The organism is Enterococcus sp. DIV1067f, from assembly GCF_050543505.1.
Lineage (GTDB): Bacteria > Bacillota > Bacilli > Lactobacillales > Enterococcaceae > Enterococcus_D > Enterococcus_D entomosocium.
Genome location: NZ_CP172940.1, coordinates 46694 through 63286, shown reverse-complemented (window position 1 = coordinate 63286; position 16593 = coordinate 46694). Strand labels below are relative to the sequence as shown.

Genomic DNA, 16593 nt, shown 5'->3' with positions numbered 1-16593 from the left:
TGTTTTTTTACTACCAAAAAAGCTAAAACAAACTAAAATTTTTAGTTTGTTTTAGCTTCTACTTTGATTAGTTACTTTGTTCCGCCAAAATGCAGAAGGACAAGGGGTCGATGGTTATTCTTGGCGCTGCTACGCCGCGAGAAGTGATCCCAGCTCCTTTGGGGTCAGCAATGATGTGCCAAGAAGCATTTTCTGTTGCCGTCGGTAAGTCAAAGGACCAGCTTTCTTCCGTGCTATTGAGTATAACGAATAAAGAACGCCATGGATGCTGTTTGTCACGATTGGGTACTTGATACGCCAAGCGATTTTCATTCTTTGTCTCATAAAAGACCATGCTTTCAGCCGTTTGGGTCGTGGCATCTCTCAATGGTGCATAGGACTGCCGCAATGCCCACAAGCCCCGATACAGCTCGCGCAACTCTTTGAAGGTTTTGGCACGTGACCAATCCAGCTGATTGACTGCCAGTGGCGAACGGAAGGAATTTTCATCGCCTTCTTTGGTACGGCCAAATTCTTCCCCAGCTTGAGTCAGCACTGCTCCTTGGCTAGTAAACAAAATGGCTGCTGCTAGTTTATTGCGGGCTAAAAGCTCAGGATCAAACTCATAATTTCTTTCCTTCACTGAAGCCTGCATGGTTGCCACCAGCTTGTCCCATAAGGTCAAATTATCATGGACTGAAGCATAGGCGATCACTTGGCGGGGCGATTTTGCCCAGCGCTCGGCGCCTTCTTGTGCGGCAACTTTCGTATTTCCTTGAATCGCCGTTGCCAAATTTGCTGCATAAAAGGTTTGCTTGACTTGCGGTTGACCATTCATTCCTTGAATAAACGCGCCGTCTGTTTCTTCAAAGACATCGCCTTTGATACTGTCTCTTAAATCATTGCTAAAAACCGCAACGCCTTCTGACAGTGCCCAAACATTACTTTTATTTGCTGGGATATTCGGCTGAATAATTTGATTGCTGCCGGCATCCCATGGCTCGCCGTATAAAATCACATGGCTGAAGCCGGCATCATCTAGGCGTTGACGCAATTGGTTCATGGTTTCCACATCGATCAAGCCCATCAAATCAAAACGAAAGCCGTCGATTTTGTATTCTTGCGCCCAATATAAAACTGAATCAATGATAAATTTACGCATCATTTTCCGTTCAGAAGCCACTTCATTGCCGCAAGCAGAACCGTCCGCAAAATTCCCTGCATCATCTTGACGGTAGTAATAATCAGGAACCGTCAAATTAAACCATGATTCTTCCGTGATCGCAGTGTGATTAAAGACCACATCCATCACAACGCCGATGGCTTCTTCGTGCAGCGATTGGATCATTTGCTTGCATTCACGAATCCGCGCCTTGGGATCACTAGGATCAGAAGCGTATCGTCCTTCAGGTACATTGTAATTTTTCGGATCATAGCCCCAGTTGTAGGCAGACGAAGTTTCATCATTGTCAAAATCGAAGATCGGCAGCAGATGAACATAATTGATCCCCAGCTCTTTTAAATAGGCCATGCCAGTTGGTTGACTTTCATCTCCCACCAGATGGGTCTTTTTTTCAGTGAAGGCTAAATATTTTCCGCTATTTTCTGGTGAAATACCGCTGTTTTCGGCACCACTGAAATCTTCGACATGTAATTCCCAAATATAGGCATCTGTGATCGACTGCTGACCGACGCCGTGACTTTCCTGCCAACCTTCAGGATCTGTTTCCTTTAAATCAATGATCGCACCGCGGTTTCCGTTGATCCCTACTGCCTTGGCATAAAGATCCATCGCTTCTATTTTCTGCCCATCTCGTTGAAACTCAAAGGTATAAAACAGCTCCTTGACGTTTTCTTCCGTCGTGACTTGCCAACAGTTGTCTTCTTGAACCATCGGCAGCGTCAGCAGACGATCGTCAGTCCCAGCAACACCGCTTTGATAAAGCAATACTGAAACGGCCTCTGCCTCTGGTGACCAGCATTTGAACGTGGTTTGCTGTCCTTGAAAAGTCACACCAAGATCATTCCCGTGATACGTATGTTCTTCTAAAAAACCGATCCTGCGATCGATCGCAATCTTTTTTTCTCCATACTGCGTGTTTTGTCCCATCAAAATTCCTCCATTCAACGTTTCTAACTATAAAAGCCAGTTACTTTTCTGCTATTTCTACCTTCTCATATTTCTTGAAAATTGCCAACAATAACTGACAGCGTGCATACAAAAAACAGCTAAGACCAAAAAAGCAGGCAATGTACATGCTGAAAACCAGCGCATAGGGTGAAAGAAGCATGATGACAATAGGGGCTGCAGTCAGAATATGAAGACTAAGTATTTTAAAAGGGTGCTTTGCGGCGACTTTTATGCTGTTCAAAAGGATCGTTTTGATTCCGCTATCGTAACGTGCGAGTAAGAAAAACGAAACTTGGAAAAATTGAAGCCACATGAACGTACAAATTACTAAGCCTACGGTAAAAAGATCAGGCGTCCCTTTTAGTTGGAAATAATACAACCAATCAGCAGTCAAAAGCCACAAAGAAAAAAGTAGACTGAGCCAGATAAGAGTGCTCTTTCGAAAGCTTTGGCAAAAGACCGACCAAAACTGCTGAACAACAGCCGGTGCTTTTCCTTCTATCAGATCAGTCGCCACTTTAGAACCCGCAGTAATGGCTGCACCGATCGTGAAGAGCGGCAAACTAAAAAACAAGAGTAGTACATTTAATAGGAGCAACTGGCTGAATTTCCAAGCGATTCGTGCGAAGAAGTTTTCTGAATGAAAAAAGTGTATCATGTGGGTTTACTCCTTTACTGATCCGACAACGATTCCTTGAACGAAATATTTTTGTAGAAGCGGATAAATAATCAATAACGGCACCACTGCCACCACGATCTTCGCTGCATTCAAGTTTCGATCAGAGACCGCTAGTAGACTTTGTAGCTGCTCGGAAGTCAAATTCCCGGCTTGTTGCATTGTTTCAGCAATGTTGACTGATAGTGTTTGGATATAGGTCATTAAAGGATAGTTTTCAGTCTTGGTCATATAGATCAGTCCACTAAAAAAATCATTCCAACTACCGACAATACTGAATAGAGAAACGGTTGCCAAACACGGCAAAGACATTGGAATATAGATTCGTCCCAAAATCTGCAGTGGGTTGGCCCCATCGATCCGAGCAGATTCTTCCAATGATTTGGGAATTCCCCGAAAGAAATTCATCACCAAGATCACACTGCCGATAGGGACTGCACTAGGTAAAATCAGGGACCAAATCGTATTCAATAATCCTAGATTGCGAACGACCAAATACGTTGGAATCATGCCGCCACTGAAGAGCATAGCGAAAACCATCACACTCATGAATAATTTTCTCGTTCGAAATACTTTTTTTGATTTAGATAGCGGGTAAGCCATCGTTACGATCATCACCAAATTCAGCAATAAAGAGATCACCACACGAATGACTGAAATACCAAAAGAACGCCAAAACTGCTGATCGCTCATGATGCGCTCATAAGCCGCTAAGGTCAGATCCACTGGCCATAGCCCCACAGCATTTGCAGCGACCGCACTGCTGCTGCTTAAAGAAAGTGCCACGACATTCAACATCGGTACTAAACAAGAAAGAGCCAAAACAATGACGATCAAATAAATTACTGCATGCCGTATACTAAATTTTTCTTTCATCTCTTTTTTCCTTTCCTTAAAACATCACTCTGTCAGTCTTCTTCTCCGCAATTTTGTTGGAAGACCAAATCAAGAATAGACCGATCACCGATTTGACCAGACCAACGGCGGTTCCTAAGCTATAGTCTCTACCGATCAGACCGATTCGGTAGACATAGGTATCGATAATATCGCCGCTTTGATACACAACCGGAGAATACAGGTTATAAATTTGGTCGAAGCCGGCATTCAAGATATTAGGCAGCGACAAAATCGTCATCAGCAAAATAAAAGGCATCATCCCCGGCAGGGTTACGTGCCAGACTTTTTTTGACCAAGAAGCACCATCCATCGTTGCTGCTTCATATAATCCCGGATCAATCGAGGTAATGGCAGCAAGGTACACGATTGAACTGTAACCAAAACTTTTCCAAACATCGGTCCCGATCAGCAAACGAGGAAACAGCTGATTACTACCCAAAAAGTTTAATGGTTCTACACCAAAGTTTTGTAAAATCTGATTCACCGTTCCATCAAGACTGAATAAATTGACCACTACTGAAGCCAATATGACCCATGAAAGAAAATGGGGCAAATATACGATGGTCTGAATGGAGCGTTTCATCCACTTTACACGTACTTCATTTAATAGAATCGCAAAAAGAATCGGTACGATCGTATTAAAGACAATTTTCCAGAAAGCGATGAAAATCGTGTTTTTAGTTACTAAGAAAATATCCGGTAAACTGAACAAATAGCGAAAGTGCTCGAATCCCACAAATTCAGAACCAAATACACCTTTCGCTGGCACATAATCTTGAAATGCCATCAACAACCCAAACATAGGACCATAAGAAAAAATCAAAATAAAAATTATGCCTGGTAAAATCATCCCTAGAAAGAAAAGCTGATCTCGAGAAAACCACTTTTTCTTTTCTTTTTTGCTTTCTTTTTCAACAGAAAGTTCCATTTACTTACTCCTCCATAAATTTTTTGCCTCACCAGCCGCTTGATGAAAAAATTCGAACAAAGAAAAGGCACCTGCAGTCGGTTTTCCTGCATACAACCTTGCTTTTCTTTGTTCGAAAGACGAGTGTCAGAACCGCTGGAGTGGCCGCTTAATTATCTGCTCGCTGATCTACTACTTCTTGCATTTCTTCAAGTATGGCTGTCCCACCCTGGCTATTCCAGGTTTCAACATAGTTGTCGAAGTTTTCCAGGGGTTCTTCTCCAGTGATAAACTTAATGAAGGTCTCTTCCTCCAGTTTCCCTACTTGTGCGCCGTTTCGTTCATTGGCTTTGATCGAATCAAAACGCGGTGGTTTCACTTCATTCAAGCGTCCTTGCTCTCTGATACCGCCCATCACATTATTGACGGCTAAATAGCGGGAGGCATAGCGGGTCCAGTCCACCGGATCAGTTTCTTCAGGGCTATCCAGATATTGCTTGATTTTTTCGGCGTTTTCTTTGATGAAGAAGTTGGAGATATCCTCGATAGATGTTTCGCCAACCGCCGCCTTGGAAGCTTCTACTGCATCATCAATCTCACTATAGGCTTTTAAGAAAACAACATTCCATGGACGAACCGTCCCATCGACATCCACTTTCGCATAGTCATAAATTTCCGGAAACTCGGTTTCAATATCTTCCGAGTTGGCAACTTCACCATAAATCAGATTGATCATCTCCATGATTTTTTCCGGCTCAGAAAAACCTTTGCGCACCACGATGTATTGCCCAGTGCCGCGGTTAGCCACGGCATTGACCCCTCCATCGCCGTTAGCATTTTCAAGGGCATAAGGAACAAATTCAGCATTTGGATCATTTTGTTTGGCTTGTACTAAGCCCCAGTCAGGCATGTGCCAAGGACCAAAAGCGATGCCCGTTTCTCCATTAACCATCATGGCATGGATATCGTCATACGTGCGGGTACCAAATTGCGGATCCATGAACCCTTCATCTTGCCAGTCCTTCAGTAGCGTTAGTGCTTCTTTCATTTCTGGCGTATTGGATCCATAAAACATCTGCCCATTCTCATCTTGGAGATACGATTTTGGGTAGGCTCCAAACGCATTCATGATGGCTGTTCCGGTATATGCCGTGCCGCCATGATTTGGCGAAGACAACCAGAAGGCCAATGGCAAACCAACTGCTTTTCCGGTATTGGCTAAATCATTTTCTTGAAAAGCAATCGCTGTTTCCTTCAACTCATCCAATGTAATTGAGCGATTGCCATCTTTATCCAGTTCAATACCTAGCTCATCTAGCCAGTCCTGGCGCAACCAGACAAGATTGGGCCCGAAGTCATCGCTAGTAGATGGGATCGCCATCAAGCGATCATCAAGCGTGGCTGCTTCTAACTGAATCCCATCAAACGAATCATAGATGTCTTTTAGAAAATCGTCGGCATGCTCCTCAAATACTTCGGTCAAGTCTTCCACTAAATCATTGTTAACTAATTCTTCCAATTCATCTCTTGATCCGACGATCATCGTATCCGGTAGTTCCCCTGAAGCGATCGCTAGCGATACTTGACGATCATAGTCTTCCCCATGGGCTTCAAAGGCACTCTCCAGCTCGATGCCCAAGCGTTCTTGAATCAATCGAGTATATGCGTTATTGCTGTAAGAATCCCCCTCAGGCAGTTTCGAGTTCGGTGCGGTCTGGCGTCCGATCGTAATCACGGTATCCCCATTTTCATTGGTCTTTGCTTCTTCTGAACTGCATCCTGTCATAATAAGTGCTGAAGCAACTGCTGTTAACATTGCTGTCCCCCGCCTAAATTTCATTGTTTTCCTCCTCAAACTTTTTTGATATCCTTATTATACGCAATCGCTTCCACAGAAAATATAGCACTTTTTTCAGATTCATAGCACGATTTCCAGAAAAATAAAACGTTTACAAATTCGCTCTGTTGCTTTTTTTGTTTATCGCTTACTATAGAAAGAAGAAGCGACTGCGTAATTTTCTCTATACGAAAGGACGGCGAAAACCATGTACCGACTGCTGCTTGCTGATGACAGCTACGATCAAAGAGAAGTGATCAAATACTTCTTGAGTCAGCATGAAAAAGAATGGCTGATCGAAGAAGCCAAAAATGGCCGCGAAGCCTGGCAACTTTTTCAGGAACAGCCCTTTGACTTGATAATTACCGACGTAAAGATGCCCTTTATGGATGGACATGCCCTCGTAGCGAGAATCAAAGAAGCAGTTCCTGAAATTCCTGTGATGTTTATCAGCGGCTTTGAAGATTTTCATTATGTAAAAAAAGCCATACAGTTACAAGCGGTTGACTACCTCTTAAAACCAATCGACCCTGATGATTTTTATGAACAAATAAATAAAATCATTCTTTTTATTGATCAACAAAAGCAGCGCGCTTACACAAAAACAATCGCACAAACCCATTACTTGAAAGAGATTTTGAGTAAACTTTTTTATGGCTATCCTTGGCATTCACTGCCGAAGGAAGAGCAATCGATTGCACAAGATTTTTTTAAGACTCATCCCTCTTTTTTTCTCGTTACTTGGCCGCTGGATTCTTGGAATGCGCCGGATTTTGTCCCTTCGCTATCTGCTGCATTTCCTGAAATGTTCAGTTTGTTTTTAGCTCCAGCACAACTGCTCTTTTTTAACGAACCTTTGCCAAAAAGGGAAATCGAAGAGCGAAAAAACAACTTAACTACCTATTTTTCCGAACAGTTTCAGCAAAAAATAACACTTTTTGACAGCGGACCAGTTCCCCACCATTCAGGGGTGTATGGCACCTATCATGACTTACTGAGAACCAGTCAGCGGTCTTTTTATCAGCAAAACAAAGGGAAAATCTGCCAGCTGCTTCCGGGAGATCACTACATCGTCAAGAAAGCGCTTTTTGAAAAAACCGTTTCGTATGTGAATCAATACGAAAGTAAAAAAGCCCACGCGCTTGTGAAAACAGTTTTCGACTGCTTTGAAACAAATGGACGTGAGGAACCAACCAATGCCAAGTTTTATTTTGCGACCTTTTATCAAACAATCATCGATCAGTGCACGATCACTTTTGATGCGGAGTGTGGCGCTAATCAGATTGGAAAAATACTGGAAGCGCCAAGTCTGCAACTAATTGCGGATATTTTTGATGCCCTCTTCCATTATATCCATGATGCCTTGCTTCAAATCAACGGGAGCCAGTCAAATGACTATGTGCGCCAAGTAAAATCCTATATATTCGCTCATTTTCACCAAGAGTTGAGCTTGGAGCGGTTAGCAAAGGAAGTCAATATCAATCCTAACTACCTAAGCGAATTATTCAGTACTTCTGAAGGCATGGGTATCACCAAATACATCAAGTCTTACCGTATCAAACAGGCTCAGAAGCGTTTAAAGAACTCGAACTGCAGCATTCGAACTATCTCCAAACAAGTTGGCTTTAATCATTATTCCTATTTTTGCAAAACGTTCCGAGAAATTGTCGGAATGACGCCGGATGCGTATAGAAAGAGAGGTCCCTCTTGTTAAGAAAAGTCCACGATTGTTTTAAAAATTTTCGTTTTCAAAAAAAGATCGCCCTTATTTCAATTCTTTCAAGCATTGTTCCTCTGATCGTTTTGACCTTTGTCGGGGTATCTATCATCCGAGCCTTTATCCAACAGCAGGAAAAAAGTGCTTACTCCGATAATCTCAAAAGTATCAGCTATCAGTTAGAAAGCAAGATCCACACCTATCGGGACAGCCTGCTCTTTTTAGCCAACAATACCGCCTTGACGCAAGAGCTTTCTAGTCAACGCTTCTCAAACTTTGATCAATACAATCTCTTTCAAAATACGATCGTGCCTTTGTTTCACAGTGTTCGTTTTCCGCAAGCAGATATTAAAGGCATCACGCTATACACCACGATCGATCTTTATGATCATGGGCAATACGTCAAAAAAATCACGGCTGATACAGCACTGCCTTTTCTAAAAGAAAAACCTTCGACCGAGATTCGAACGTATTTTGACAAAGAACGGGAGGAACTTTCTTTTTATACCAACCTTTTTTTAAAAGGCCATACCGCAGATTCCTTAAACTACATCGTTTTAACCATCGATCGAGCAGCATTGTTCACGAATCTGGATGCAGTCACTGAGGAGCCTTATGATTTGACCATTCAGTCAGAGACCGGGCAGACGCTTTACCGCATTGATTATTTGACGAAGCAGCAACGTACTCAAAAACAGTGGCTGGTTGGAAACGCAGTTATTGAAGAGGCTCCTGTACTGCTGGATAATCATTGGCAAATCGTTTTTGTTAAAACCGCACAGTCATTTTTCAGCAGTTTACTGTATCTAGTTGGTGCGGCACTTATTATCTTTGATTTTGTATTAATGATATTGGTTTTATCCAGCTGGTGGTTGGCTAAAACCGTGGTACAGCCGATCAACTCTTTGACCCAGCAAATGGCCTCTTTATCAATGGATCAATTCAAAATCCAGCACACATATTCTTCAAAAGATGAAGTCGGACAGTTATACACCAATTTTCAAAAAATGCTAGATAAAATCGCTGAGCTGATCAATGAAGTATATGAAGCCGAATTGAAACAAAAAGAATACGAATTGCGGGCTCTGCAAGCCCAGATCAATCCGCATTTCTTTTATAATTCCTTAGCACTGATCAGCAATACTGCCACACTAAACGGCAATCACGAGATCCGTGAGATGGCTCAGCTGCTGTCTCGATTCTACCGTCTCAGCCTAAACCAAGGATCCAACCGGCTATCCATCACCAAAGAACTCGATCTAACAATCACCTATGCTAAAATCCAGCAAAAAATGCATCACCATTCCTTTGATTTAGTCCTCGAAATTGACTCAGATATCGATGAGTATCCGATGATCCATCTGCTCTTGCAGCCGTTTGTCGAAAATGCCGTCTTTCATGGGCTTGATCATATTGAAGATGACCGCAGAGGGGTATTGACGATCCGCTGCCTCAAAGAAGGACAATGGCTACGGTTTGAGATTCAAGACAATGGTCCCGGGATTGATCCTGAACAGCTAAAACAACTGGAGGAACCTTCTGATCAACATTATGGTATCAACAATGTACGCCAGCGGCTAGCATTGTACTATGGCACGCAAGCTTCCTTATCGATTCAATCAGTAAAAGGTGAAAACACCACAATTGTTCTACTCATACCGCAAGACTTACCTCCTCAAAAAAACCGTCAGTGAAGAATGTTTAATCACTAACGGTTTTTTGGTGTCAAAATATTCAGATATTTATTTTAATGCTTGATTTCAAGTACCTATTCCTCTACAGCAAACGCACCAACCTCTAATAATCCTTGCCGACCCTGGTCTCGCGTCACGCCTTTTGCTTTCTTTAACATTCGTTCCCAATACTCCATGGTATCTTTTATAAAATCCTTGTTGCCGTCAGTACACCCTTCACGAATAAACAGCAATACCAAACCGCTAAAAAAAATCAAGGCTTCTTCATGGTATTTCCTCAGATCGTTTTCTTGCTCACATTGAAAAACAGCTGATTCAGCGATTGCTTCTTGAAAATATGCAAAAGAACACTCTTTTATGTAGGGACCACAACCAATATCATTTAAAAATAATGCAAAAAAGAGGGCTCGATTGCGACTGGCGAACACGTAATAGTCATGCCAAAAACAGTATAGAGGATCCAGTGTCATCACCGTCTCTTTTTTTGCTTCATGAATGTCATGGAAGACATCATCGACCATTGCCTGTTTATAATTTTGCATGTTTGAAAAATTCAAATAGATTGGTTGGGTCGATGTTCGTGCATATTTAGCAATGTCGCGGACAGTGATTGGCCGATAAAGATATTCCACCAGATATTTTTTTAAACAGTTGATCAAATATTTTTTCGTAATCGTTGCTTTTCTCATAATACCCCTTCCTTTCTTGAGGCGATCAGCTCTCGCTAACGCTCCTCTACTCTCACTTGCTTTCTTCCAGTGAAACACCACCAACACCCAATTTTCTTACTGAAAGTAATCTGCATACTTCTACTTTAACAAAAAAGAGAACGTTAACATATACTTTCTGCCGAATTTCTTAATTTTGTTTTATATTTTTGACCATTTTTCTAAAAACCTTCCTGTTTTCCTCGGCTAAGTCTTAAGACTGATTTTTTTGATACTACTTGTGAAATGATACTATGTAATGTATAGTATGGATATGAACAGGAGGAGAGCCTTTGGATGCCCAATTAAAAAAAGGATTATTGGAAATTTGTGTTTTAGCCTATTTGCAGCACGGGGACTCTTATGGCTATGAATTAGTCAAAAATATTTCTCCTTTACTACCAATCTCAGAATCCACCCTCTACCCTATCTTGAAGCGCTTAGAAGCCAGCCGAGCGGTTGAGACTTACAACAAGAGTCATCAAGGACGGACCCGAAAATATTACCGCTTGACCAAACTTGGCAAACAGCGGATCGACGATTTTTTAACCAACGACTGGCCCCAATTGACATTGATCCAGCGATTTATTAAAGGAGGAACACTAGATGAACAGAGTTGATTTTATCAAGGCATTGGCTGCAGAATTATCTGAAAAAGTCAGACCTAGCGAGATTCATCAGCTGATCAACTATTATGACGAGATGATCGAAGATTTGATGGAAGAAGGATACACTGAAGAAGAAGCCGTGGCACGCCTTGGCTCCCCAAAAGAACTGATCCAAACAGTCACAGAAACAGAAGAGGTCGTGGTAGAGATTCCCCGCCGCTTTCATCCCTTTTTGCTCTTAATCTTAGTGCTAGGCTTTCCATTGTGGGGCAGCTTATTGTTAAGTGCCGCTTTGCTGATCCTAAGCTTTTTAATAATCATCTGGTGTGTGCCTTTCACCACTGGCATGATTGGTGTCACTACGTTTATCGGTGGGATTGCTAGCGTTGTCTTAAGTCCCATGCTGATGGCGGATGGTTTCTATCTCTTTTTAAGTCAGTTAGGCGTGGGAATTTTCTTATTTGGTTTAGGGCTTCTTTGTCTGATCGCCACTTATAGTATGAGCCGACCTTTTTCACGTCTTACCCACTCCCTTGTCGTTTGGCCAAAATCATTTGTTCAAAACTATCGAAAGAAGGCAGTCCTATGATCAAAATCAATAAGCGCTTTTTCGTTTTTCTCAGTCTGTTGTTTATTATTCTCGGACTGGTCATCACCTTTATCGGTTTTTCAATGTCAGGGTACTCACCTGATGCCTACCATATTGAGCATCGTCGTTGGTATCAACTGATTGGTTTCTACACAGACTAATCGGCAAAAACAATTATAAGTTGCTTTTTTCGTCATAAAAACAAGTGATTTTCATCAATTTCATGTATTGATGAAAAAATTGAACTTTCCTTTTTGACCTCACCATATTACTATATAGGTACATCCTGTATCCTATTTCATAGGGTAACCAGAAAAACCCATACCATCCTATGGGTTTTTTTGTTGTTTATAAAAGCAAAAAAGCGTGCCGCAAGTCCAGTTATCGCCAAGCCAGCTATTTTTAGCTAACCTTGGTAGAGCCTGTCTGCAGTACGTTTTTTCTACTGATCGATTATTCCCCTAGTACTGGCTGTTCTTGCACAGTGCCAATAGGAAACAAGGCGCGAAACACCCGGCGAACGATTGGGCCTGCAATGAACAATTGCAATGGCAATGCGACAATCACATTTTTCCCAATGTTGCTTAGCCAATTGACGAACACCGAGTGATCAGGGTTTGGATGCATCAACGCACCAAAGAGTGACATACAGATCACCATGCCGGCGATCATCAATGAAGAAATCAAACCGATTTTTTTCCAAGTAGCTGATTGATGGTCCAAAAATCGAAATGCCAAACCTTTTGCTGGACCCGAAACAATGAACCAATCCAAAATAAAGGCGACACAAAGAGCTAATGGCAATTCATTCCACGCCAATTGGAATGCCAATGCAGAAACACCGACTTGGAACATGAGGTTGTAAACACTCATAAAATACACCATGAAAATACACATAAGTGTCGTATAGATCAAACTTTCTTTTTTGTTGATGGGCATGTAACAACTTCCTTTCTCTTTTTCGTACTCGACTATTCTAGCAGAAGAAAATTTTTCGTGTAAGTAAAAGTTTGAAAACTTTCAAAAAAGTTTTTTGCTATTTTTTTATCCACTTCTCTTGACACTTTCTTATGAAGTCAGTAGAATAGCGATAGATTAAATCGTACAGATAACAAGCGGGTTCGCTTGTCGAGAGAGAGGCGGTTTCTATGAGAATAGAAACGGTCTCTTTTTTTGCGAATTTTTTAGAGGTGAGAATATGGAAAACAACAAAAAACTCGTGGGGGCGATCCTCGCAACCGGATTGATGTCATTTGCAGGCGTGCTGATTGAAACAGCCATGAATGTAACGTTTCCGACATTGATCGATCAATTTACGCTTTCAACATCCGATGTTCAATGGGTGACGACCATCTACTTACTGGTCATCTCCATCATTGTCCCAATATCGACCTACCTTTTGAAACGCTTCTCATTGAGAACCTTGTTTCTAGCTGCCAACGCCTTTTTCCTTGTTGGCTTGGTGATCGACTTTTTATCGCCGACGTTTGCCATTTTGCTGATTGGCCGCTTTTTCCAAGGTGCCAGCACAGGGATCGCACTGCCTTTGATGTTCCACATCATTTTGACTTACTCCCCCTTTGAAAAACGGGGAGCGGCAATCGGCTTAGGGAATTTGACCACTTCCATCGCTCCAGCGATCGGACCGACATATGGGGGCTTATTGACCGCCCATTGGTCTTGGAATGCGATCTTTCTTTTCTTGATCCCAGTCTTGCTGATCTCCCTAGTACTCGGCCTTTACTCGATCCCTAAAACGGCTGGGGCAAAAGACACTTCCCTGGATTTACTGAGTGTATTAGGAATCGTCTTGATGTTCAGCGGCTTCTTATTGTTCTTGAATCAAGTAGGCACCTTAGCGAGTCTACTGCCGCTGCTTTTCGGTTTCATTGGTGCTGGCTTGTTTTATCAACGCTCAAAAGGCCCGAACCCTTTGATTCGTTTGGCTGTTTTGAAAAACCGTAGCTTCAGTTTGTTTCTGTTTGGCTTTCTTGTTTGTCAGTTCCTTTTACTGGGCATTTCCTTTGTCTTGCCGAACTTTGTCCAACTCGCTTTGGGAAAAGATGCCTTTACTGCAGGATTAGTTATGCTGCCCGGGGCGGCCATCGGGGCGATCCTTGCGCCGATCTCTGGTCGGTTGCTGGATAAAGTTGGACCGAAAAAACCGATCCTGTCTGGTTTGACGTTGATTGCCATCGGTTGGCTTGCCTTAGCCCTCGTTTTGCGTTCGCCTTTCATTTGGAGCCTAGTTGCTGGACATGTCTTTTACATGATCGGGATCGGCTTAGCCTACAGCAATATGATGACCACCGGCTTAAACAAGCTGACTCCTGCGTTGTACGCGGACGGTAATGCGATCTTTAATACGCTACAGCAATTTTCTGGTGCAGTGGCGACGGCTGTGGTGGCGACCATTATCAATTTGGCACAAAATGCGGCGACCGATTACACCCAAGGGACGGTCATCGGCTCTCAAATCGCCTTATTCTTTTTGTGGGCCTTGGTCTTACTGACTTTCCTATTAACGATTAACTACTTCCGCAAAAACACCGACAAAAAAGCTGTCAGCTAACTGCGGCTTTGCCAATTGAAAAACAACGAAAAAAAGCCGCCCTCCCTTGAGGACGGCCCATAAAAAAATCCGCTTCCGATTCCCCTTCTTAGTCAAAGGGCGCTCTCGGAAACGGATTATTTTTTTAGTTTAATTCAGCTGAACCAACCGCTGTTTTGGCTGTCACTGTGCCTGTAGTCGTCAATGAAAGCTGACGCACTTTTTCGGCATTCGTGATGACCGTCAAAACATCTGTCTGTTTGCCAGCTGCGATAACGGCATCTAGATCCATCACTGCAAGCTTCGTTTCTGGTGTGACCGTATCACCTTCAGAAACAAGAACCTCAAATGGCGCACCTTTTAGTTCTACAGTATCCAAGCCCATGTGGACGAGAACTTCCGCGCCACCAGGCGTTAAAATCCCGATTGCATGTTTCGTTTCAAAAATGCTAGAGATCGTACCTGCAACAGGAGCATAAATCGTTCCGTTCGTTGGCTGAACAGCAAAGCCGTCACCCATCATTTTTTGAGAAAAGACAGGGTCAGAAACTTCAGTGATGGCAACTACTTTCCCATCAGCTGGAGCATAAAGGGTTTCTTCTGAAACTTGTGTTGCTTCTGGGGCTGCAGTTGTCGGTGCAGCAGTCGTTGGTGCAACAGCCGCTGCTGCAGCTGTATCAGCAGCCAATTGCGGTTCTAATTTATTTAAGAAGGTAACTTTTCTAAAGACGATAGTGCAAACAAAAGTGATCGCAATCGTCACCGCCATTGAGATGAAGACCATTGGATAGTTTTCAATTTTAAATGATAAGAAGCCAGGCAGTCCCCCTACACCAATACCTAATGCACGGGTATTCGTTGCAGTGATCAGCATTCCACCGAAGGCAGAACCTACCATTGCTGCGACAAATGGGTAAACATATTTCAAATTGATCCCGAACATCGCTGGTTCAGTAACCCCCATGTAAGCAGAAATCGTTGCTGGAACAGAGACTTGTTCTTCTTTTTTATTGCCACGGTGAAGGAACCAAATCGCCAATACTGCCGTACCTTGCGCAATATTTGACAGCATGATCATTGGCCAAAGGTTTGTTGTCCCAAAATCCGCTACTAATTGAGAGTCGATCGCTAGCGTTGTATGATGCAATCCGGTAATAACCAAAGGCGCATACAAGCCACCGAAAATGAAACCAAATAACCAGTTTAATGGTGAGGTCAAGCCAGCATTTACGACCCAAGAAATGCCTGATCCGATTTGCCAACCGATTGGACCTAATACCATGTGAGCTGCTAAAATAGTTGGCAGCAATGAGAACAATGGAACGAAGATCATTGAAACCGCTTCTGGAATCCATTTCCGGAAGAATCTTTCAAGATAAACCAATAAGAAACCTGCCAGCATTGCTGGGATCACTTGTGCTTGATACCCAATTTTATCAATAGTGAAGAACCCGAAGTCCCACGTATAATTTTGGGCGATTTCTGCAGCAGAAGTTGAACTTACTGAATAAGCATTTAATAATTGCGGTGAAACCAATGTAATCCCTAAAACAATCCCTAATATTTGCGTGGTTCCCATCTTACGTGTAATACTCCAGGTAATCCCTACTGGTAGAAAGTGAAAGATCGCTTCACAGGGCAGCCATAAAAAGCCGTTGACACCGTTCCAAAAAGTAGAAGCTTGCGTAATGGTTTGTCCACCTAGAGCTTCTAACGGTACACCTTCTAAGAAATTTCTCAGCCCTAGCATCAAACCACCGACAATAATCGCTGGTAATAACGGGGTAAAGATCTCAGCTAACGTAGCAATCGCTCGTTGCACGATATTTTGATTGTTTTTTGCAATCGCTTTGCTTTGTTCTTTAGAAACACCTTCTATTCCTGATACATCGGTAAAATCATTGTAAAACGTTGAGACATCATTGCCGATAATGACTTGGAATTGTCCCGCATTCGTAAACATCCCTTTGACACTTGGAATTTCTTCAATTGCCTTTTCGTTTGCTTTTGTCTGATCGTTCAAAACAAAACGCATCCGTGTCGCGCAATGTGTTACTGCGGCGATATTTTCTTTGCCGCCAACATATTCCAGCAGCTTCTCAGCATCATCACGATACTTTCCCATAATTAATAAACCCCTTTCATATCCACTTGTATATATATGTTTTAATTACGCACTAATCATAACTTGATAGTTTTGATATTGCAAGCGTTTCAAACCAATTTTTTTCACTTTTTCTACAAACAATACAAGTGAATAGAAAAGGTACCGTATTAAAACCTTAATAAATAAACGTTTT

Annotated in this window: 14 protein-coding genes; 6 read left to right on the top strand and 8 right to left on the bottom strand. The window is 42.4% G+C overall.

Annotation, left to right across the window (positions count from 1 at the left end; genetic code table 11):
* Positions 1-67: 67 nt before the first annotated feature.
* From pulA to IGJ42_RS00265, 5 genes are all read right to left on the bottom strand, one after another.
* A complete protein-coding gene (gene pulA / locus IGJ42_RS00285) occupies positions 68-2089 on the bottom strand; it encodes a type I pullulanase (RefSeq protein ID WP_086372490.1) in 2022 nt (673 codons plus the stop codon).
* 40 nt (positions 2090-2129) lie between these two features.
* Positions 2130-2768: a DUF624 domain-containing protein gene (locus IGJ42_RS00280; RefSeq protein ID WP_016611649.1), complete on the bottom strand. Its 639-nt coding sequence runs from the start codon at positions 2766-2768 to the stop codon at positions 2130-2132.
* Positions 2769-2774: 6 nt separating this feature from the next.
* Positions 2775-3662, bottom strand: a complete 888-nt coding sequence (locus tag IGJ42_RS00275; RefSeq protein WP_005232877.1) for a carbohydrate ABC transporter permease — start codon at positions 3660-3662, stop codon at positions 2775-2777.
* Positions 3663-3678: 16 nt separating this feature from the next.
* Positions 3679-4611: an ABC transporter permease gene (locus tag IGJ42_RS00270; protein WP_008376715.1), complete on the bottom strand. Its 933-nt coding sequence runs from the start codon at positions 4609-4611 to the stop codon at positions 3679-3681.
* Positions 4612-4759: 148 nt separating this feature from the next.
* Positions 4760-6430 carry an extracellular solute-binding protein gene (locus IGJ42_RS00265; RefSeq protein WP_422705516.1) on the bottom strand — a complete coding sequence of 557 codons (1671 nt, stop codon included), beginning with the start codon at positions 6428-6430 and terminating at the stop codon, positions 4760-4762.
* A gap of 205 nt (positions 6431-6635) precedes the next feature.
* On the opposite strand from IGJ42_RS00265, the gene IGJ42_RS00260 reads away from it, so the two are divergent.
* Positions 6636-8141, top strand: coding sequence for a response regulator transcription factor (locus IGJ42_RS00260; protein WP_008376719.1), 1506 nt, complete (start codon positions 6636-6638; stop codon positions 8139-8141).
* Entirely contained in the window at positions 8135-9838 is a 1704-nt protein-coding gene (locus IGJ42_RS00255) for a sensor histidine kinase (protein ID WP_101698727.1), read from the top strand. Before IGJ42_RS00260 ends, IGJ42_RS00255 begins: the two co-directional genes overlap by 7 nt.
* 74 nt (positions 9839-9912) lie before the next feature.
* On the opposite strand, the gene IGJ42_RS00250 is transcribed toward IGJ42_RS00255, so the two are convergent.
* Positions 9913-10614: a TetR/AcrR family transcriptional regulator gene (locus IGJ42_RS00250; protein ID WP_035006404.1), complete on the bottom strand. Its 702-nt coding sequence runs from the start codon at positions 10612-10614 to the stop codon at positions 9913-9915.
* A gap of 224 nt (positions 10615-10838) precedes the next feature.
* Between IGJ42_RS00250 and IGJ42_RS00245 the strand changes: the two genes are divergently transcribed.
* From IGJ42_RS00245 to IGJ42_RS00235, 3 genes are read left to right on the top strand one after another with little or no spacing between them, the layout of a single operon-like run.
* Entirely contained in the window at positions 10839-11165 is a 327-nt protein-coding gene (locus tag IGJ42_RS00245) for a PadR family transcriptional regulator (RefSeq protein WP_005232883.1), read from the top strand.
* Complete coding sequence (locus IGJ42_RS00240; RefSeq protein WP_005232884.1) at positions 11152-11742, top strand: DUF1700 domain-containing protein; 591 nt, start codon at positions 11152-11154, stop codon at positions 11740-11742. Before IGJ42_RS00245 ends, IGJ42_RS00240 begins: the two co-directional genes overlap by 14 nt.
* Entirely contained in the window at positions 11739-11903 is a 165-nt protein-coding gene (locus IGJ42_RS00235; protein WP_005232885.1) for a hypothetical protein, read from the top strand. Before IGJ42_RS00240 ends, IGJ42_RS00235 begins: the two co-directional genes overlap by 4 nt.
* Positions 11904-12195: 292 nt before the next feature.
* Here the strand turns inward: IGJ42_RS00235 and IGJ42_RS00230 are convergent, their stop codons facing one another.
* Positions 12196-12681 carry a hypothetical protein gene (locus IGJ42_RS00230; RefSeq protein ID WP_005226468.1) on the bottom strand — a complete coding sequence of 162 codons (486 nt, stop codon included), beginning with the start codon at positions 12679-12681 and terminating at the stop codon, positions 12196-12198.
* Positions 12682-12940: 259 nt separating this feature from the next.
* Here IGJ42_RS00230 and IGJ42_RS00225 point away from each other — a divergent pair, with 259 nt between their 5' ends.
* Positions 12941-14314 (top strand): MFS transporter, encoded by a 1374-nt coding sequence (locus IGJ42_RS00225; protein WP_008376728.1) that lies wholly within the window; start codon positions 12941-12943, stop codon positions 14312-14314.
* Positions 14315-14438: 124 nt separating this feature from the next.
* Here IGJ42_RS00225 and treP read toward each other — a convergent pair whose 3' ends face one another.
* Positions 14439-16418 carry a PTS system trehalose-specific EIIBC component gene (treP, locus tag IGJ42_RS00220; RefSeq protein ID WP_008376729.1) on the bottom strand — a complete coding sequence of 660 codons (1980 nt, stop codon included), beginning with the start codon at positions 16416-16418 and terminating at the stop codon, positions 14439-14441.
* Positions 16419-16593: the final 175 nt, after the last annotated feature.